Origin of the sequence: Roseibium aggregatum IAM 12614 (genome assembly GCF_000168975.1) — a bacterium.
In the GTDB taxonomy this organism is placed as follows: Bacteria; Pseudomonadota; Alphaproteobacteria; order Rhizobiales; family Stappiaceae; genus Roseibium; species Roseibium aggregatum.
On the sequence record NZ_AAUW01000009.1, the window covers coordinates 81810 to 100595 of the forward strand.

Here is an 18786-nt window from a genome sequence, read left to right on the forward strand (position 1 = left end):
CCCTGACGCAAAGCAAAGAAAACTGACCGGAATGTTGTGTGGCGTTTGAAGTGCCAGGTGCTGCGCCGTTGCAGGCCTGAACCACACTTCGATCAAAGGTCCACCCCGGTGGTGAAAAGATCAAAGCTGATCGACCAGAAGACGTTCATTCTTCACTGAAGCAACGAAGGAGTCGGTGGCGGTGTGCCAGCCTGTTCCTGTGTCCGCACAAGCACGGAGGCCGTGCTGCCGACGCGCAGTTCCACAGTGTCCGGGACTGCGTCCAAGCGGATGCGCACAGGGATACGTTGGGCCAGGCGGATCCATTCGAAAGTCGGGCTGACCGACGGCAACAGGTTCTGGCTCGTTGATCCGTCCTGCTTGGCGATCCCCCAGCCAATGCTATCCACGGACGCCTCTATGATCGTATCGGGGTAGGACATCAGAGTGACGAAGGCCTGGTTCCCGGCACGCATGCGTTCCAGCTGTGTTTCGCGGAAATAGGCGTCGATCCAGAAGCTGCCGGAATCGATCAGGGCCATGATGGGTTGGTTAGCAACGACCTGGCTGCCGATCCGGGGCTGCAGGTTTGTAACCATGCCGTCGACAGAGGCGCGCACTTCCGTGAATTCCAGTTCAAGACGGGCTTGCTCAAGGTCGGCCTTGGCCGATCGCAACAGCGCATTTTCTTCCCCGGGCGCCCCCAACTGCGCTTCGGCCTGGGCGAGCGTCGCCGTTGCCTGTGTCAGGGCGCTTCGCGCCGACAGGAGGGCCGCCTCTGCTTTCTGTTCGGTGGCCAGGTTGACCAGGTATTCGCGCTCCGCCGTATCGAACTGAGCCTGCGATGTGTCGCCTCGTTCCATGAGAATACGGGAACGTTCCAGTGTGCGTTCAGACGCCGTCCGGTTAGCCCGGGTCGCCTTGACTTCGCTCTCGGCCGCAGTGATGGCGACCTCATATTGCCTGACACTGGCCTGTGCCGCCTCGACCTGCCTGGCGAGCGCCACAAGGTCGCTCTGTGTCCGGTCCAGTTCCGCACGGGCACGCGCATATTGCGCTTCATAAGTGCGGGGATCGATCCGGAACAGCAGATCGCCCGCCGTCACGAACTGGTTGTCCGTGATCGACAGCTCGATGATCGGGCCGGAAACGCGCGGAGCAACCTGAATGACATTCGCGCGCACCTGGCCGTTTCGCGTCCAGGGATTGAGGACATAATCCCGGTACTTGTAACCGACCGCACCGAGCGCGATGGCGACCACCAGAAGGGTCAGCAGATATTTTGAAAATCGGGTCATGGTCTCACATCGGAATGACAAAGGTGCCGAACAGAACGGTGTAGATTGCGGTGACGGCAACGAAGACAAGTTGTGGGTGCCAGAAGTGGCGGGACCATCTGACCCGGTTCAACTGAAACACGGTCACAGTCGCCAACGAGATGCCGGCGAGAACAGCGATCAGAATTGGTGGCAGATAGACTTCGCCGATGAAGATTTCATGTGGCATTGGATTCCCGCTCCCTCAAAAACGTGTTTCACGCAGGCGCGTCCAGTCGAGACGGGACGCGTTGTCCACAAATGACAGAAGTGTCTCCGAAACACCGCGATAGGCACCCAGCACCCGGTACATGCTGGTATCGTCCGCCTCAGACCGTCGGCCCTCCGTGTCCTTATCCATGGCGGTTTGAATTTGCGTCTCCAATTCAGCCATTTTGGCCTGAAGTCGGCCCTTCAGGTCATTTATCTCTTCATTATCCGGGTTCTCGGCCAGATGGCTATAAATCTCCTGAACGCCGAGCCGCCAGTTGCGGATACTGGATTTGAGCTCCCCAACCCAGCCAAGCGCTTGCGGCGTGTCTCGCAGGGACACCAGATCCTGCATCCTGTTACCCAGCATTTCCAGTGTCGAAATCAGGTTGGTCAGCTCGGTACGGCTTGCCTTTCCAAGCGCGGCGTCCGGCAGAGCGTTTGCACACATGGCAAGCGCGGACGGCAGGCTTGCGATCTGCCGGCGGTGGTACAGCCGCCATTGCCGCTCAAACCATGGGGGCTGCCGGTCGAAGTCCCAGCGCAGCGTTGTCAGCAGGTAGACCGCACTGTCGAAAAAACGCCTCAACAACCGATGCATGGCCACTTCCGGGCGGAAGGACACCGGAAAGATGCGTGCGATCGAGATGATCAGAATGACGAAGGGGACGCTGATCGCGAAATTGGCGGCATAGGTGAAGCTGTAGTGCTGCGGTTCGCCGATCTGCAGCATGACCACGAAAAGAATCAGGCTGATGCTGCGGGCCATTTTCATCTCCGGGCGGTCCATGAACCAGCAGATCAGAAACACCCCTGCAAACAGCAGAACCGCCAGCTGGAGAAAGCCTTCCAGATGCGGCATGAGCAGAATATGCACCATCGCACTCGGGATCATCGCGTATATGACCGGCTTCAGAATCAGCCAGGGGCTGAAGAACGGCATCAGCGCCGCTGCCATCATCGTGCTGGAAACCGGAATCATCACCCAAATCGGAGAGGACGGGAGCGCTGGAATGTAGATGATGCACAAACAGCCGATCCAGCAGGCGGTCAGCGCAGACAGGCCGGCGAGCAGCCGCCGAGGATCCGGTATCCAGCACCGTTGCGCCGGCGTTGCTTTGGGGGGTGAGAAACGTCCCTGTCCCCTGGCTTCCGCGACCGCGTTCAGAAGACCCCCCGTCGCTCGGTCAAGACCGACGAGACGATCCCTGCCAAGGGTGATTGCCGCACGCTGAAAATGCGAAAGTTTCGCGACGGATTCACGGCTGAATTCCAGATCCAGGTGTTCCGTGACCCGGCCAGGCTCTGTATTGCCGTCCCCGATCAGCCTGCGGACGGCATCCAGCCTGCGCGAGATCTCGGCTGTAAAGGCCCTGACCTCCGGCAAAACCTCAGTGGACACGATACCCGACAGCTCGTTTCGCCCCAGATGCAGATGCTCCATAAGATCGACCGTCTCGGCCAGATCCTCGAGTACCTTCCGCCAGACCCTGCGCGCTTCCCAAATCTCGACACTGTCGAGTTGGGCGACATCGAGTTGCCCATGGAGCCCGGTCTGCATGCTGGCGATCTCAGCCCTCAGCTGATCTAGGCCTTTGCCGTCCTGCTCACCGGATTGCCCGCCCATCACACGCTCAAAATACTCGCGGATATTCGAAACATGGGCCGTCAGGCTAGTCAGGAAGTGCTTTGATGTGCTCGTCGACAAGAAAATTATCGAGACAAGCGTATAACAGATCACTCCCAGCAGCGTTTCCTGCGAGCGGAGGACTGCAACCTCGAACGCCCGCTCCGCGTCGGATCCCGAAAAAATACCGACAATCAAAACGGTCGAGCTCAGCATGGACCAGAAATAATAGCGCCTGGTCCCGCCCATCATGTAGGTGCTGATCGCCACGATCAGCCCAATCAATCCTATGAAAAGCCAGCGGTCCTGCAAGGCGACAATGAGCAGAAGAAACGCGAGACAAATGCCGCACAAGGTGCCGTAGATTCGCAGCAGGCCTTTTTGCAGCGCCTCGCCATCCGTGCTCATTGAGCAGACCGCGACCGCAAGGCCGGCCCAATATGGCTTGTCCCACCCCATGGCGAGCGCGATACCGAAGGCCAGCACCATCGCGAGTGCCGTGCGCAGGGCAATTTTCAACTTTTCAGACATGCGAAAAGTCACGCCCCTCCCTACCTGTCAACTGCCAAAGTACAATGTGCCGGCTAGCCTTCCATCTATCTGGAATTAAAGTAACTTTGCCGATTTCGTTTGCGGGCTGTGCAGATCTGAACCATTCAAGAGGCATGAACAGCCTTCCAGGCAAATGCCGCTCATAAGGTTCCTTGCCTTTCAGGTCTCTTTGCAGGTCGGTGGCGAGATCCCAAAGAAACGTCAGCAGGCCGACCAGGACAAGATAGACAGCCAGAACCATGAGTGTGTGGACCCGCCGGAAGGGGGATCGCAGGACCGACACGACCGGGCCGAGATAGACCGCAACGATCCAGGCTGTTGCCGCGAAGGCTGCAAGAACAAGATGCAGTGTCCGGAGTGCGGTGTTCTGGCCGGATGTTTCCAGGTGCATGAGGGATATGTCGGCAAAGAGAGGCTGGAAGAACGCTGCAATCGTGTTGCCCAGCCCGAGATACATCAGGATGTCGCCCAGAAGCAGGGTCCAGTGGTCACAGGTGCCCTGTTCGTCAAGAACGTTGGAAATGACATAAAGAACCATCGCCAGGAAGGACAGCGACAGGGACATGTAAAGGGATGTGAATTCCGGGAAATGGATCGCGTGCTCGATGGGCGCGACATTGACTGTGTCGCCGCCGCGTCCGGGCAAATCGGTGATCAGGAAGGTAATGACGGCAAGATTGAAGCCCAGAACCGTCAGGCGGGCTCGCATCGAGTTGATGGCAATTCGGACCTGACCGTTCATGTTTGTCCCGTTTCGTCGACAACCGGCTCGAGAGAGAAACTGTGCAAGGGGCCGGGTGCAGAAGCGCCCGGCCCGCGTGTCGTCAAGACAGGACCTGGGCGAGATATCCGCCGATCAGGGCAAGCACCGTCGTCAGCGCGTAGGCGACGGGATAGGGCACGGCGGCAACCGCGCTTTTCGACTGATCCAGCATGGCGTTCAGACTGGGCGTCGAATTGCGTCCGCCGGCGCAGGCACCCGCGTTGATCACCGAGTTCATTTTCATGATCTTGTCGCCGACGAAATAGGCAACGACAACCGGCAGGAGAGCTGCGACAGTTCCGATCAACGCCAGCCAGATGACCGTGTCCCCACCGAGAGCGGAGATGATCTTCGGACCGGTATTCGCGCCCAGGACGGCCACAAAGACATTGAGGCCAATGTCCTGAAGGAAACTGCGGGCGCCTTCCGAGACCGGACCGCCGAATTCAGGGTTCCGGCTCCGGAAATAGCTGACGAAAATTCCCATCAGCAGGCAGCCGGCGGAGGTGCCGAGGGCAAAGGGAATGCCGGCAATCGTGATGCTGAGAACTCCGACGACGTAGCCGATCAGCATCGCGATCGCCATGTACATGACTTCGGTTGTTGCCAAGGTGGCGTTGGTGATTTCCCTGCCGCCCAGGTCTTTCGCTGCCCGCCGAAGCGAGTGTTCAGGACCTGTGAGACGAAGCACATCTCCGAAACGCACATCTGTTTGCGGGCCGACCGGGATTTCCTGTCCGGCACGGAACTGCGCCGTCAGGCGCAGACCGAATCCGATGGTCTTGGCGAGCTCTGCAAGCGTCTTGCCCGAGATGTCGTGGGAGCCAACATGGATGTCCGCAGCCCCGATCGGCACGCTGCGGGCAAGTGTGTCGTCCACTTCCGGCCCAATTTCGCCGCCTTTCAGGATCATCTGGCCGACATCGGACCGGACAGTGATGACATCGCCTTTCTGGATCGTTGGGTTGTCTTCCGGGTCAATGGCCTGACCGTCTCTCACCACGCGCAGCACGGGGGCTTGCGGATAGGCGTGAAAGAGCTCCTCGACCGTCTTCCCGATCACCAGATCATGCTCGACCCGGTAAGCCCGAAGATCGACGGGTGCGTAGCCCAGAAGGAAAGCTTCCGGCGTCCCCGGCAAGGGATGCGTTCCACTACCTGCGAATTCGGTTTCGGCAACCTTGGCATCACTGACGGGATCGTGACCAAACATCGATGGCAGGTAACGCACAAGCAAAATAATGCCGACGCTGGAAAGAATGTAGCTAATAGCATATCCAGCCGCCATATTGGCACCGATCTGCTCAGCGGTCATGCCATCGGGAATGGTTGCAGCACCGCTTTGAACTGCCGATTGGGCAACGCCTAGGATTGCGGTGATGGTGTAGCTTCCGGAAATGAGGCCGGCTGCAAAACCGGATTCCAATCCGGCGAGCTCTGCTCCGACCATGCAGATGGCCCAATTCAGCGACCAGATGATTACCCCAATGACACAGGCTGCTAGTCCAGCCGATTTAAGACCTGCAAAAAACTTGGGCCCGACCCCGAGACCGAGCGCATACATGAACATCGACAGGAAGATGGTAGAGACGATGCCGGGGATCGCATAGGTCATGCCGAAAGCGGCCGAGGCCGTCATCGAAATCAGAACCGCGGCGAGAAGCGTGCTGGCTGTCGATCCGAGGGAGATCGGCCCGAACTTGATTTTGCCAAGAGGGTATCCGATCGCCATGGCGAGCAGGAGGAACACCAACTGCTGAGAGTCCAGAAATGCGAAAATGCCTTCCAGTCCGCTCTTTGCGACAGGCTCGAAGAATTGGAAGACGTTGCCCACCGCCGAACTGTCTTGCTGCGCGCCAGCGGCCGTTTGCGCGAGCGCAACGCCACCCAATGCAGCAAAGCCACAGGCCAAGGCCGCGGATGTCTTGACCCAAGGTCGCCTTAGCAAACTTGAAACCCTGCCATTCATCTCCACCACTCCAAATATCAAAGAAATTTTTGCCATTATTGCGCCGCCTCGAAAGAAGCCGGGCGGCGCTGGAAAACGCCTGTTAGTGGCGGTAGCCGCCGGCCTCTTCTTCGGTCATCGGCGTGGTGACCGGGTGCGCCTTGAAGTACTCGAGACAGGTCTTGACGTCCTCGATGAAAAGCGCGGCAAGATCCTTGCTGAAGCCGTGACGTACGAGAACGCGCTGCACCACGAGATCCGGCCGGTTGGGCGGCATGGAATAGGCCGCAACCTGCCAGCCGCGCATCCGCAATCGATCGCTGAGGTCGTAGAGCGTATACCCTCCCGTGTCGAAGCCTTCCTTGAGCGTCCAGGAGAGCGCCGGAATGCCCTTTTTCGGATCCCCGGGATATATCACCTCGAAGGGGCCCATCTTTTCCAGTTCCGCAGAGATGAACTGGGCCGTCTCGTAACAGGCCATGTGGATCTTGCGATAGCCTTCTTTGCCAAGGCGCAGGAAATTGTAATACTGCGCGATGATTTGCCCCCCAGGGCGGGAGAAACTCAGGGCGAAGGTCGGCATGTTGCCGCCAAGATAGTTGACCCAGAAAATCAGGTCTTCCGGAAGGTCTTCCCTGTCGCGGAAGATGCACCAGCCGGTCCCGAGCGGGGCAAGGCCGAACTTGTGGCCCGAGGAATTGATCGACTTCACCCGCGGAAGACGGAAATCCCACTCGATCTCCGGGGCGCAGAACGGCGCCAGGAAACCACCGGACGCGGCGTCAACGTGGATGGGCACGTCCAGCCCGGTTTCCGCCTGCAACTTGTCGAGCGCGTCGCTCACTTCCTTCACGGGTTCATAATCACATGTGAAGGTCACGCCGAAGGTCGGCACGACGCAAATGGTGTTCTCGTCAACACGCTTGAGCACCTCTTCGGCGTTCATGATCAGCCGGTCGTGCTCCAGCGGGATCTCGCGCAGTTCGACGTCCCAGTATTTGGCAAACTTGTGCCAACACACCTGGACCGGTCCGCAAATCATGTTGGGCTTGTCGGTCGGCTTGCCGGCGGCCTTCATCTTTTCCCGCCAGCGCCATTTCGCCGCCATCCCGGCGAGCATTGCCGCATCGGACGACCCTGTCGTGGAGGTTCCCATCGTGTTGGCGGCTTCCGGTGAATTCCAGAGGTCTGCCAGCATGTGAATACAGCGGGCCTCGATCTCCGCCGTCTGCGGGTATTCGTCCTTGTCGATCATGTTCTTGTCGACACACTGGTCCATGATCTTGTGGATCTCGTCATCCAGCCAGGTCTGGCAGAATGTGGCCAGGTTCTGCCGCGAGTTCCCATCCAGCATCAGTTCATCCGAGACAACGCTGTACGCAAGCCGGGCGTCATGCTCCTTTTCCGGCATCTTGTATTTCGGCATGGGCTGAGACAGATCTTCGGTTCCATAAACGTCTGCCAAGAGTTCGTCGCGAATTTTGTCTTTGCTGTGAAGTGCCATTGCTAAAATCTCCATTTCTGGGGGATTGATGAGGCAAAGCCGGGGGGTGAAAAATTGTTACTTAGTAGAGGTATTAACTTACCTTAAGTCAAGAAGATATCCTGCTAAAATAAGAACAATAGTTTTATTTTATATTATTTAACTCTATACTGCGCGCATTTGATACTTAGCGTCAAAAATACCGCTTTTTTCTGCTCTTCACTCCGCTTGACATCTGGTTATCGAGAGAATTTCTCCTGTTGAAGTCTTTCATGTCTTGCTCCCTCTCGTTGGGGATACGCGCTCCGCCACGGCCTATGCATCACGGCCGCGGTTTTTGTTTGATCCGGATTTTCCTATGTGGACTGCTCCAACCCTTCAGTCTGATAGATATCATTCTCAGGGCGGCAAAAGTTTGCAACTCATGCCAACGGCGCCATAAACTTGTCCCGCAGGGCTAATTGCGCGTCATGCTGCGCTGCACCTCGATCGGCAAATCGCTGAGGGCCGCCGCGCAGGCCGCCCGAGCTCGATCGTCTTGATCCCTGCCATCGTGTCCGTCGTCAGACAGTCGTTCCGAATGCGCAGCTGGCACGTCAAGCCCTGCGGATTCTGCCAAAGTCTGGCCAGCTCTACGCGGACACCTTTACAATCCTTGTGTCGGGTGCCGAGGATCCGCAGCGCGTGAAGTCGCTGCTCCGGGAAACAGCCCCGAAATGTGAGGCGCTCCTGCCGCGTCCGGCTCCCCTGATCCGGCTGGCCGACGCGTCGTCAATTCCCTACCGCTACTCGCTTTGGGTGCACTTTGAAGGCTACATGTCGAGCTTTGCCGGGCGAGAAGAGCTTTTCTCCAGCATCCACAAGGCCTTCTCTGAGGCGGGTTTAGAGGTGACGGCCGAGGTGCAGGACGTCAGGTTCGAGCGCAAACGCCCTGCCAACCGGCTGCGACGCGGCGGTGCTCATTGCCGCTTCTGTGACGGCTGCGATTTCCTCCACTTGATGCGTGAGGCCGGGCGCGTGAGAGAACCTGATGATGAATTGCTGTGAAGGGTGTCATACCAACTTCAATAAATAGGAACCTATTCGACCATGACATGAGAGTGTTCCGCGAGGAGCGTGTCGCTGGGCGATGCGGGACATCGACCATGACGCGCGACGCGGCGGAACACTCTCATATCATGGCCTCCGGTGGCTTGTTCAGGCCCACCGGACTGCGTTGCGCCCCTTGACCGGCCAACCCAGGCCGATCTGCGCGCCGCTCCTTGCCGGCAGCCCTGAACAAGCCATCCAATGGGTTCCTATTTGTTGATGTTGGTATCATCGGTGCCGTCGCCACGATCAGCCTCATCAACTGCGGAAACCCGGCGCTACTGGATCTGCATTGCTATTCCGCAATCCGAGCAATCTGATCTGTCGTGGCATCGGCCCGAAAGCGTGTCGGCGTCTTGCCGGTCCATCGCTTGAATGCCCGGTCGAAGGTGGCGGGGCCTGAGAGGCCTACCCGAAGGGCGATTTGCGAGATGGGTAGCCTCGTGTTCGACAGGAGGTCTTCGGTGATGCGCTGGCGCACGTCGTCCTTCATCTGACTGTAGGAGATGCCCTTTGCCGACAGGATGCGCTGTACGCGCCGTGGATGCAGGCCGCAGATTGCGGCAAAGCTGTTCAGCGGCAGATCCTGGTCAGAGATATTGTCCGTCAGCACATTGCGAAGGTAGGATAGCGTCACTTCGTCAGCGCTATGGGGGGAAAATTCTCCTCTTGACGCTTCCACCAGGTCCCAGTCCAACGAAAATGGTGCCCAAAGCCATTGTGGGGGAAAGGAAATTCGCAAGCCGTTGATCTCGGACCTGATTAATGCACTGTTTGGTAGAAACTTCGGTGGAAGACCTGCGGTCGTCGGGACAGTGATGAGAATATCATTGGGATCAAATACGTCACCGATACCTTGTTTGATTACTGTCACGTAGAAGGCAACGCCAACTGCATCCAACTGTATTGACGGCTTCACCCCCATGATCGTGCGATGAATCTCCAAGCTTGCAACGTCGGATGAAATGGAGAGTGAGTATCTCACGTTATCAACTTGCTTAGAGATTTCCACCACCACCCGGGAGAGAAAGTCTCCCAAGTTGAACGAACGGGTCGCCGCCTCCCGTAGCCCAGTCGTGCCTCGTCTGGCAGTTTCGATCGCCACCTTTGCACCGAAATAGCGATCGCCGAGCGTTTCGGCCATATCCTCCATCACAGAATAACAGGCGGACGCGTCAACCAACATAGCAGGATCGCTCAGCGCACTGAGCGGAATCCTGTTCCGGGCAAGAACAGCTTCGATATCACCGCCCCGTAAGGTGAAAGCCTTGGCGAGCGGGAACAAAACCAGCATTGCTCGCGTAAATCTCGGGTCAGATCGCTTGTTCATCCGCAGTGTTCTTTCAACTCTCAGGGATTAACCCCGTAGGACAACTTTATGCCACCGCTGGCATGAGATGCAAACACCCGACATCACCGGCATGTTAGCTTTCATCCCAGATATGAGAGTAACGGGCGACTTGCGCACGGCGCGACGACTTCAGGATGCGCAGAAGCATGTGAATGTTACGGACAGGATTCCTGGGAACCGCGACGATGTTGGCTTTGCTGTTATCTACGACGACCGTGCTGGACAATGACATTGTCATCGCAGGAGGGCGGGTGATCGACCCCGAAAGCGGTCTCGATGCCATTCGCAATGCCTCCATCGAAGGCGACCCTGCAGCTCTGTCGTTGCTGGACATTTCGGTGACCAATCCCGCAACGGCGACGGCGAAGTCCCTGCCTACAACTCGGCCCAGTGGGACCATGTCTTCAGCGACGGCGCCATGTTCAAGCACGGCAACATGGGACAGGGGATCTATGTCGATCCCGCCCGCGATTTCTGCGGCATGTATTTCGGCTTGGCTCCCAACCAGGATGAAATCTCGGGGATCGATCATTCGCCGGGATATCTGCGCAACGCGGCGAGAATACAGGCCGGGGGTAAGCCCCTGATGTGCCCAGCTTGCCGCCGGACAGGGCGATCCGCAATGCAGTCGTGAACTGAAACTGTCTGAAATACAATGAAAAACTGTGACAGAGGGAACTCCATGATGGCGAAAACGTCGCTTTTGACTACGACAACACTTGTTGCCGGGCTGCTGACCGTTTCAGCGGCATTCGCGCAAGACTATGATCTGGTGATCAACAACGGCCGGGTGATCGACCCGGAAACGCTGTTCGACGATATTGCCAATGTCGGCATCAAGGACGGCCGCATTGTCGCGATCAGCCAGGACGCACTCACGGGTTCCGAAACGATGGATGCCACCGGCCACATCGTGGCGCCGGGTTTCATCGACACGCACTTCCACTTCCAAATGCCGGTCGGCTATTCCCTCGGGTTGCGCGACGGGTTGACCAGCAGCATGGATTTCGAGATGGGCTGTGCGGGATCCTATATGGCGCAATGGTACGAAGATCGTGCCGGCGTGACCCAGGCCAACTATGGGTGCGCGGTCAGCCACGAATTTGCCCGCGCGATGGTGATCGACGGGTCGGACGGCGATTACATGAGAGACGGTCCCTTGGCCGCTTATGATACCCGAGTCAATACCGGCTGGAGCGCGACGCGTCCGACCCTGGAACAGGGCAACGCGATTCTCGAAGAGCTTGACAAGGGCCTGCAGGCTGGCGCCCCCGGCGTCGGCAGCACCGTGGGCTACATGAGATCGGGCGTCTCTTCGCGCGAGATGTTCGAGGTGCAGAAAGTCGCGGCGCGCTATGGCCGGCCGACCGGTGCTCACACGCGCTATACGCTCGGCAACGACACGGCCGAGAACAACGGCGCACAGGAACTCGTTGCCAACGCCCTGGCGCTTGGCGCCCCGGCGATCGTGCTGCACTTCAACAACGACGGCTGGCAGCTGGCGCACGAGATGATTATCAAGCTTCAGGAACAGGGCCACAACATCTGGGGTGAAGTCTATCCCTACGCTGCGGGTTCCACCACGATCAATGCCGAGTTTCTGGTGCCTGAGAGCTGGATCGACGAATTTGGCAGACGCTATGAAGATACCATGCTGGATCCGGTCACGGGTGAGTTCTATACCTTGGAGACCTACAAGGAGACCGTTGCATCCGAACCGGCCAGGCCAATCGTCATCTTCAAGCAGCCCAAAGAAAACGAGGCGAAGTGGCTGACGCTGAAGGGCGTGACCATGGCCAGCGATGCGGTTGGTGCCATGCCGTACGACGCCCCCTGGGATTACCCGCTGGACCAGTTGGGCGGCACGCATCCGCGAACGGCTGGTGCCCGAGGCGCTACGATCCGGCTCGGTCGGGAAAACAACATCCCGATGATGCAGCTGATGTCGATCCTCAGCTACAACGCTGCCAAGCATCTGGGCGCTATCGGCCTGAAATCCATGCAGGAGCGCGGCCGCATCCAGACGGGCATGGTTGCCGATATCGTGGTCTTTGACCCTGAACTCTTCACCGACAATTCAACCTACGAACAGGGCAGCATCCCTTCGACGGGCATGAAAGCCGTGATCGTCAACGGTCAGGTCACTGTGCGTGACGATGTGCTGCTTCCTGTCTTCGCTGGTCAGCCGATCCGGTTTGACCCGGAAGACAAGCCGCGCTTCGAGCCGATCTCGGAAGAGGCGTGGAATGCCGAATTCTCGACCGGTATGCCTTTGCCATCTGACTTCACGGGTGCCTTTCCCCAGAAAGTCGAAAACTGATGGTGAGAAACCGGAATAAGGAGGCGAAAACATGCGGTTTTTGACCTCTGTCTTTGTGGCGGCCCTCTTGGCCGCCACTCAAGCATCTGCGGAACCAGAGGCAATCGAGTTTTCGGATCTTGCAGACCCCTTGGCCGTTGCCTTTGAAGACCCCTACGCAGCCATGGGGGTCGACATGCTGAACGAACTGAAGCTGTTGGTCCAGTCGGAGGAGAAGCTCGCTGGCACTGATCTTGATGAGGAGACACGGACGCGTCTGGAGGCCCGCCGCGCTGCTGCGCAGGACAAGCTCGAAGCGAATGGTCACGATGTAGATGTGTTGCTGGAGCAACGCTGGGACGTCGCCAAGAAGCGGCGGAATGCCCGCATGGCGCAAAATCCAATTTTCGATGGGGTCGAGGTCTCGATATCCGGCTACATCATTCCCGCGCCGCAGGCTGCGGATGGCAGCGGGTTCGGCTATCTGGTTCCGCAGGTCGGAATGTGCAGCCACCTTCCGCCACCGCCGCCGAACCAGCTTGTGCGGGTGAGGCTGCGGGCGGATCAGCAGGTCGAGTCCCTTTATTTGCCGGTTCGGGTGACGGGACTGCTGCGCGTTGAGCCAAGCGTTGAGACCATATTCGTCCTCGACGGGGACACGCGCATGCTGAGTGGCTGGACCCTGGATGCGGAAATCGTCGAGTCACCGGAATGAAGCAGGACTGACTTTCTCCATTTGCCCGAGCGAAACCGTCAATACGGGCACCTGACGACCTCGCACACTGGCAGGTATGACGCCTGCCAACCATGATAGCGCGATCAAAGATTTTGACTGCCATCTACCCGAAGCAGGTGTCGCAAAAGTGCAGATTGAAAAGGATAATGGGATGACGAAAAGAAAACGCCTGCTGGTCAGCACACTAATATTGGGTGTCATGTCCGTTGTGCCGGCATATGCGCAGAACTACGATCTTGTCATCAACAATGGACGGGTCATGGACCCCGAGACCAACTTTGATGGCGTGCGCAACGTCGGGATAAAGGATGGGAAGATTGCTGCGATCACCGAGGACGCGATCCAGGGCGACGAAACCATCGACGCCAGTGGTCACGTTGTTGCCCCGGGCTTTATCGAGGGGCACCAGCACGCAACCGATCCGTTCAGTCGCAAGGTCAATTTGCGCGATGGCCTGACCACCCAGATGGATTTCGAAGCAGGCGCCGGCGATATCGCTAAATGGTATGCAGAGGCCGAGGGTAAAACCCAAGCCAACTACGGCATGGTCGTGCTCACAACACTTGCCCGTGTATCGGTGCTGGACAGTCCTGAAATAGCGGCTAGCGCTAATGACATGGGCGGCCTGTTCTCTATGGTGGGTCGCGCCGCCGCAAAGGCCCAGAGTGAAGGACGCAAGCCAGGCTGGACTGCCACCTTACCCAACAAAGAGCAGATGACTGAGATCATGCGCCTGGTCGACGAAGGCCTTCGCCAAGGTGCCTTGGGCGTGGGCATTCCAGTCGGCTATATGACCACGGGCGTGACCCAGTACGAATTGTATAAATACCAGGAGTTGGCATCAAAATACGGTCGCATTTCGAATGGGCATGTACGCTTTGCGGGTGTCAGACCTCCCACCGGAGGACAATTGGGTGTTCAGGAAATGCTGGCCAATGCCATGGTTTTGGACGCACCTTTCTTGGCTTCACACCTGAACAGCAACATGGACTGGGAGTACACGATCCCGCTCATCAACGACGCAAGAGAAACGCGAGGCGCCAAAGTATGGGGTGAGGTTTACCCTTATGCAGCGGGCGGCACCATTGCTTCGACCGATATTCTCACAGAGTCGAGCATGGCTCAGATGAATATAACCTATTCGAACGTCTCCAACCTTGACGGCACGCGTTGGGACAAGGCGATGTACGAGGACGTTCGCAAGAATGATCCCGGCAGATCGATATTGATTTTCAACAACCCCCCTGAGGACATCGCTAAATGGATGGCTCAGCCGGGAGTTGTCGTCGTCTCAGACGGCATGGCCATCCAGGACGAAAATCTCGACTACTACCCTTGGGATTCCCCTTATGAAGGCAAGTCGGTTCACCCGCGCAGTGCAGGTACCCGCGCCAAGGTGCTGCGCATGGTGCGTGAAGATAAGAACATGCCTTTGATGGAAGCCATCTCCAAGATGAGCTACCTGCACGCCAAGTACTTTGCTGAGCTGGGCGGCATTAGCCAGTTCAGGACCAAGGGTCGGGTGCAGGTGGGCGCCGATGCAGACATCGTCGTCTTCAACCCGGACACGGTCACTGACAACAGCACTTACGAGCCAGGCATGGGCGCATTGCCCTCGACCGGCATTCCCTACGTGTTGGTGAACGGTGTCGTGGTGGTGAAGGATTCCGTGGTTCAAAAGGTCTTTCCGGGCAAGCCAATTCGCTTCCCGGTTCAGGAGAAGGGCCGGCTGGACCAGATTACTATCGAACCCAGGGAATTTGACCCGAACCAGTGAGTCGTACCCGGTGGAGGAAATTGACAAAAGTACTTGACGACACTTGCAGTCATGAGGAGACGAGTAATGCGTAAGAAATGGACGCGCTTATTGGCAACGAGCCTCGTTTTGTGTGCGTTGACCCCGTCGGTAAGCTTTGCGCAAGACTATGATCTTGTGATCAACAACGGCCGGGTCATCGACCCGGAAACGCTGTATGACGATGTCGCCAATGTCGGCATCAAGGACGGCCGGATTGTTGCGATCACCAAGGATGCAATCACGGGTGCAGAGACGGTGGATGCCACCGGCCACATCGTGGCACCGGGCTTCATCGACACCCATTTCCATTTTCAAATGCCGGTCGGCTATTCCCTCGGGTTGCGCGACGGGTTGACCACCAGCATTGATTTCGAGATGGGCTGTGCGGGATCCTATATGGCGGAATGGTACGAAGCGCGTGTCGGCGTGACCGGGGCCAATTACGGCTGCGCGGTCAGCCACGAATCTGCCCGCGCGATGATCATCGACGGTGCAGACGGCGATTACATGAAAGACGGCCCCCTTTCCGCTTTGGAAACCCGGAAGAAAACGGGCTGGAGCCAAACGCGCCCGACCCTGGAACAGGGCAACGCGATTCTCGAAGAGCTTGACAAGGGCCTGCAAGCTGGCGCCCCCGGCGTCGGCAGCACCGTGGGCTACATGAGATCGGGCGTCTCTTCGCGCGAGATGTTCGAGGTGCAGAAAGTCGCCGCGCGCTATGGCCGGCCGACCGGTGCTCACACGCGCTATACGCTCGGCAACGACACGGCCGAGAATAACGGTGCGCAGGAACTCGTCGCCAACGCCGTGGCGCTTGGCGCCCCGGCGATCGTGCTGCACTACAACAACGACGGCTGGCAGCTTGCACACGAGATGATTACCAAGCTTCAGGAACAGGGCCACAACATCTGGGGTGAAATCTATCCCTACGCTGCGGGTTCCACCACGATCAATGCCGAGTTTCTGGTGCCTGAGAGCTGGATCGACGAATTTGGCAGACGCTATGAAGATACCATGCTGGATCCGGTCACGGGTGAGTTCTATACCTTGGAGACCTACAAGGAAACCGTCGCATCCGAACCGTCCAGGCTAATCGTCATCTTCAAGCAGCCCGAAGAAAACCAGGCGAAGTGGCTGACGCTGAAGGGCGTGACCATGGCCAGCGATGCAACTGCTGGCACGCCGTATGACGCCCCCTGGGATTACCCGCTGGACCAGTTGGGCGGCACGCATCCGCGAACGGCTGGTGCCCGAGGCGCTACGATCCGGCTCGGTCGGGAAAACAACATCCCGATGATGCAGCTGATGTCGATCCTCAGCTACAACGCTGCCAAGCATCTGGGCGATAGCGGCCTGAAATCCATGCAAGAACGCGGCCGGATCCAGACGGGCATGGTTGCCGATATCGTGGTCTTTGACCCTGAACTCTTCACCGACAATTCAACCTATGAAAAGGGCAGTATCCCTTCGACGGGCATGAAAGCCGTGATCGTCAACGGTCAGGTCACTGTGCGTGACGACGTGGTGCTTCCTGTCTTCGCTGGTCAGCCGATCCGGTTTGACCCGGAAGACAAGCAGCGCTTCGAGCCGATCTCGAAAGAGGCGTGGAATGCCGAATTCTCGACCGGTATGCCTTTGCCATCTGACTTCACGGGTGCCTTTCCCCAGAAAGTCGAAAACTGATGGTGAGCAACTGAGGCAAGGGGAGGCGGGATCATGCGGCGTTTGATCTCCGCCTCCCCGATAAATACTTAAAGAAGGAAGAACCGGTTATGGCGATAAGGATTTCGACGAAATATTTCTGGCTTGGGGTGCTGACAATGGCTCTCGGTGTCGTCGTGCTGTTCAATGCAGTGATCGCGTCCGTGGCTATTGTTACGGTTACGGGCATGTTTTTCTTGCTTGGCGGCGCTCTGCAAATTGCCCTTGGGTTCTGGACTGAAGGCCTAGGCAACAGGATACTGACCTGGTGCCTTGGCGCTCTGACAGCATTTCTGGGCTGGTCATTCATGGCCAACCCGCTTGCCGGCATCATATCGCTATCTACCTTCCTGCTGATCCTCCTCGCGGCAAGCGGCATCGTCCAGATCCTTTTCGCCTTCCGCGTCAAAGGCACACGGTTCTTCTGGCCGCTTTTGTTGGCGGGGTCAGTGTCTGTCGTCCTGGCAATAATTCTCTTGTCATCGCCAGGTGCAACACTGGTTCTGCTCGGGACCCTGCTCGGAATCCAGATGCTTTGTTCAGGCGCGAGCCTGACCATGATGGGGATGTTTTTCAAGGAAACCCGTCAATGACGAGATCTGGATTGTATGCCCGATGTCACGCCTGCCTTTCCGGCGGATGGCGGCAACTGATCGTGACCCACTGAGGCAAGGAGGCGGGATCATGCTGTTTTGATCTCCGTCTTCCTGGCTGCCTGTTCGCGCAGGTCTGGCCCACGCGGCACCGCCCGTTACGGTCTTTCAAAATCGAATGGGACAGTCCCAAACCTCATCTCACAGAAGGAGGAACCAAAAATGAAATATCGTCATGTTATCGTAGCCCTCGCGGTTTCCGCGGCGGCCACCTTCGGCCCCGCATACGGCCAGACAACGCAAGGACAGTCCGTTGGTGCCGCGATCGAACAGATCGCGTCGGGGCTTGCCGGGCGCATAGGATTCGCGGCGCAGGAAATCGGCGGAGACGAGGTCATCGCGTTCAATGGCGATGAGACCTTCGCCATGGCCAGCACCTACAAGGTGGCGATCGCCACGACCGTGCTGGATCGCGTGGACAGGGGGGAACTCAGTCTCGACCAACTGGTCGAAGTCCCGCTCGACATGTTCGTCACTGGCGTAAATGCGCTTGCCGAGACATTCCCCCACCCCGGGATCCAGCTCTCGGTGGCGAACCTGATCGAGGTGATGATCACGGAGAGCGATAACACTGCCACCGACGTTTCCATGGGGCTGGCCGGCGGAGCAGCAGCGGTGACCGAGAACCTGCGCAGGCTCGGGATCACCGATTTCAGGGTCGATCGGACGACCCGCGAGATTCTCATGGATTTCTACGGCTTGTCGGCGGTCTCGCCAGAAGCTATCGCTGAGGCCATCAGCAACAACCCGGCACTGGTGGCGGCCCAGATTGATCCCAATCCGGACTTCGAGGCGGATCCCCGCGACCACGCAACGCCCCTAGCGATGCTGCAACTGCTGCTTGCCATCGACGGTGGCACGGCGATGAGCCCGGAAAGCCGCGAGTTCCTGCTGGGCGTCATGTCGCGCACGCGCACCGGCGCTGAACGTATCAAGGGGCTGTTGCCGAAGGGAACGCCCGTCGCGCACAAGACCGGAACCGCAGGCGGAATTGCCAACGACGTCGGTTATGTCACGCTCCCCGACGGTCGGCGGTTTGCCATCGCCGTGTACACGAACAGCAGCGAGACACCCGTTTCGGACAGGGATCGGGCGATTGCCGAGATCGCCCGCATGGTGTTCGACCACTTCTACCTGGCGCCGGTGGCGAAGCAATAAGTGGATAAACCACTCGGGGGCGCAGGCTCTGCCGGCGCCCCCCACCAACAGAAACTCACAATCGATGACACGCAAGACGCACAAGTCCCGTGGAGGGGCGATCCTGCACGGCGACGATTGAAG

General features: G+C 58.2%; 15 protein-coding genes. 7 read left to right on the plus strand and 8 right to left on the minus strand.

Features of this window, described 5'->3' with window-relative positions; translation table 11 throughout:
- Positions 1–152: 152 nt before the first annotated feature.
- The 6 genes from SIAM614_RS13565 to SIAM614_RS13590 all read right to left on the minus strand — a co-directional run bounded on the left by SIAM614_RS13565 (position 153) and on the right by SIAM614_RS13590 (position 7899).
- Positions 153–1277 carry an HlyD family secretion protein gene (locus tag SIAM614_RS13565; protein WP_006935315.1) on the minus strand — a complete coding sequence of 375 codons (1125 nt, stop codon included), beginning with the start codon at positions 1275–1277 and terminating at the stop codon, positions 153–155.
- A gap of 4 nt (positions 1278–1281) precedes the next feature.
- Positions 1282–1485, minus strand: coding sequence for a DUF1656 domain-containing protein (locus SIAM614_RS13570; protein ID WP_006935317.1), 204 nt, complete (start codon positions 1483–1485; stop codon positions 1282–1284).
- 15 nt (positions 1486–1500) lie between these two features.
- The gene (locus SIAM614_RS13575) at positions 1501–3663 is read right to left on the minus strand and encodes an FUSC family protein (protein ID WP_006935319.1); all 2163 of its coding nucleotides are present in this window, start codon (positions 3661–3663) and stop codon (positions 1501–1503) included.
- A complete protein-coding gene (locus SIAM614_RS13580; protein WP_006935321.1) occupies positions 3656–4426 on the minus strand; it encodes a hypothetical protein in 771 nt (256 codons plus the stop codon). Before SIAM614_RS13580 ends, SIAM614_RS13575 begins: the two co-directional genes overlap by 8 nt.
- An 82-nt stretch (positions 4427–4508) precedes the next feature.
- Positions 4509–6359 (minus strand): aspartate:alanine exchanger family transporter, encoded by a 1851-nt coding sequence (locus SIAM614_RS13585; RefSeq protein WP_006935322.1) that lies wholly within the window; start codon positions 6357–6359, stop codon positions 4509–4511.
- 139 nt (positions 6360–6498) lie between these two features.
- Entirely contained in the window at positions 6499–7899 is a 1401-nt protein-coding gene (locus SIAM614_RS13590; RefSeq protein ID WP_040440192.1) for a glutamate decarboxylase, read from the minus strand.
- Between the two features lie 663 nt (positions 7900–8562).
- On the opposite strand from SIAM614_RS13590, the gene SIAM614_RS13595 reads away from it, so the two are divergent.
- Entirely contained in the window at positions 8563–8925 is a 363-nt protein-coding gene (locus SIAM614_RS13595; RefSeq protein ID WP_157139847.1) for a hypothetical protein, read from the plus strand.
- A 337-nt stretch (positions 8926–9262) separates the two neighbouring features.
- On the opposite strand, the gene SIAM614_RS13600 is transcribed toward SIAM614_RS13595, so the two are convergent.
- Positions 9263–10261, minus strand: a complete 999-nt coding sequence (locus SIAM614_RS13600) for an AraC family transcriptional regulator (RefSeq protein WP_006935329.1) — start codon at positions 10259–10261, stop codon at positions 9263–9265.
- Between the two features lie 130 nt (positions 10262–10391).
- On the minus strand, positions 10392–10850 hold the full coding sequence (locus tag SIAM614_RS13605) for a hypothetical protein (protein WP_006935331.1): 459 nt from the start codon (positions 10848–10850) through the stop codon (positions 10392–10394).
- 153 nt (positions 10851–11003) lie between these two features.
- Between SIAM614_RS13605 and SIAM614_RS13610 the strand changes: the two genes are divergently transcribed.
- The 6 genes from SIAM614_RS13610 (at position 11004) to bla (ending at position 18663) form a co-directional block, all read left to right on the plus strand.
- On the plus strand, positions 11004–12638 hold the full coding sequence (locus SIAM614_RS13610; RefSeq protein ID WP_208983984.1) for an amidohydrolase family protein: 1635 nt from the start codon (positions 11004–11006) through the stop codon (positions 12636–12638).
- 31 nt (positions 12639–12669) lie between these two features.
- Positions 12670–13332, plus strand: a complete 663-nt coding sequence (locus SIAM614_RS13615) for a DUF3299 domain-containing protein (RefSeq protein WP_050789390.1) — start codon at positions 12670–12672, stop codon at positions 13330–13332.
- Positions 13333–13408: 76 nt separating this feature from the next.
- Positions 13409–15130 (plus strand): amidohydrolase family protein, encoded by a 1722-nt coding sequence (locus SIAM614_RS13620; RefSeq protein WP_198137322.1) that lies wholly within the window; start codon positions 13409–13411, stop codon positions 15128–15130.
- A gap of 66 nt (positions 15131–15196) precedes the next feature.
- Complete coding sequence (locus tag SIAM614_RS13625; protein WP_040440198.1) at positions 15197–16834, plus strand: amidohydrolase family protein; 1638 nt, start codon at positions 15197–15199, stop codon at positions 16832–16834.
- An 89-nt stretch (positions 16835–16923) separates the two neighbouring features.
- Positions 16924–17445, plus strand: coding sequence for an HdeD family acid-resistance protein (locus SIAM614_RS13630; RefSeq protein WP_006935346.1), 522 nt, complete (start codon positions 16924–16926; stop codon positions 17443–17445).
- A gap of 222 nt (positions 17446–17667) precedes the next feature.
- The gene (gene bla, locus SIAM614_RS13635; RefSeq protein ID WP_006935347.1) at positions 17668–18663 is read left to right on the plus strand and encodes a class A beta-lactamase; all 996 of its coding nucleotides are present in this window, start codon (positions 17668–17670) and stop codon (positions 18661–18663) included.
- The last annotated feature ends 123 nt before the right edge of the window (positions 18664–18786 follow it).

Coding starts and splice junctions, on each gene's coding strand:
- SIAM614_RS13565 (WP_006935315.1), bottom strand. CDS start 1,277: ATGACCCGATTTTCAAAATATCTGCTGACCCTTCTGGTGGTCGCCATC.
- SIAM614_RS13570 (WP_006935317.1), bottom strand. CDS start 1,485: ATGCCACATGAAATCTTCATCGGCGAAGTCTATCTGCCACCAATTCTG.
- SIAM614_RS13575 (WP_006935319.1), bottom strand. CDS start 3,663: ATGTCTGAAAAGTTGAAAATTGCCCTGCGCACGGCACTCGCGATGGTG.
- SIAM614_RS13580 (WP_006935321.1), bottom strand. CDS start 4,426: ATGAACGGTCAGGTCCGAATTGCCATCAACTCGATGCGAGCCCGCCTG.
- SIAM614_RS13590 (WP_040440192.1), bottom strand. CDS start 7,899: ATGGCACTTCACAGCAAAGACAAAATTCGCGACGAACTCTTGGCAGAC.
- SIAM614_RS13600 (WP_006935329.1), bottom strand. CDS start 10,261: ATGCTGGTTTTGTTCCCGCTCGCCAAGGCTTTCACCTTACGGGGCGGT.
- SIAM614_RS13605 (WP_006935331.1), bottom strand. CDS start 10,850: ATGATCGATCCCCGAGATTTCATCCTGGTTGGGAGCCAAGCCGAAATA.
- SIAM614_RS13610 (WP_208983984.1), top strand. CDS start 11,004: ATGGCGAAAACGTCGCTTTTGACTACGACAACACTTGTTGCCGGGCTG.
- SIAM614_RS13615 (WP_050789390.1), top strand. CDS start 12,670: ATGCGGTTTTTGACCTCTGTCTTTGTGGCGGCCCTCTTGGCCGCCACT.
- SIAM614_RS13620 (WP_198137322.1), top strand. CDS start 13,409: ATGACGCCTGCCAACCATGATAGCGCGATCAAAGATTTTGACTGCCAT.
- SIAM614_RS13625 (WP_040440198.1), top strand. CDS start 15,197: ATGCGTAAGAAATGGACGCGCTTATTGGCAACGAGCCTCGTTTTGTGT.
- SIAM614_RS13630 (WP_006935346.1), top strand. CDS start 16,924: ATGGCGATAAGGATTTCGACGAAATATTTCTGGCTTGGGGTGCTGACA.
- bla (WP_006935347.1), top strand. CDS start 17,668: ATGAAATATCGTCATGTTATCGTAGCCCTCGCGGTTTCCGCGGCGGCC.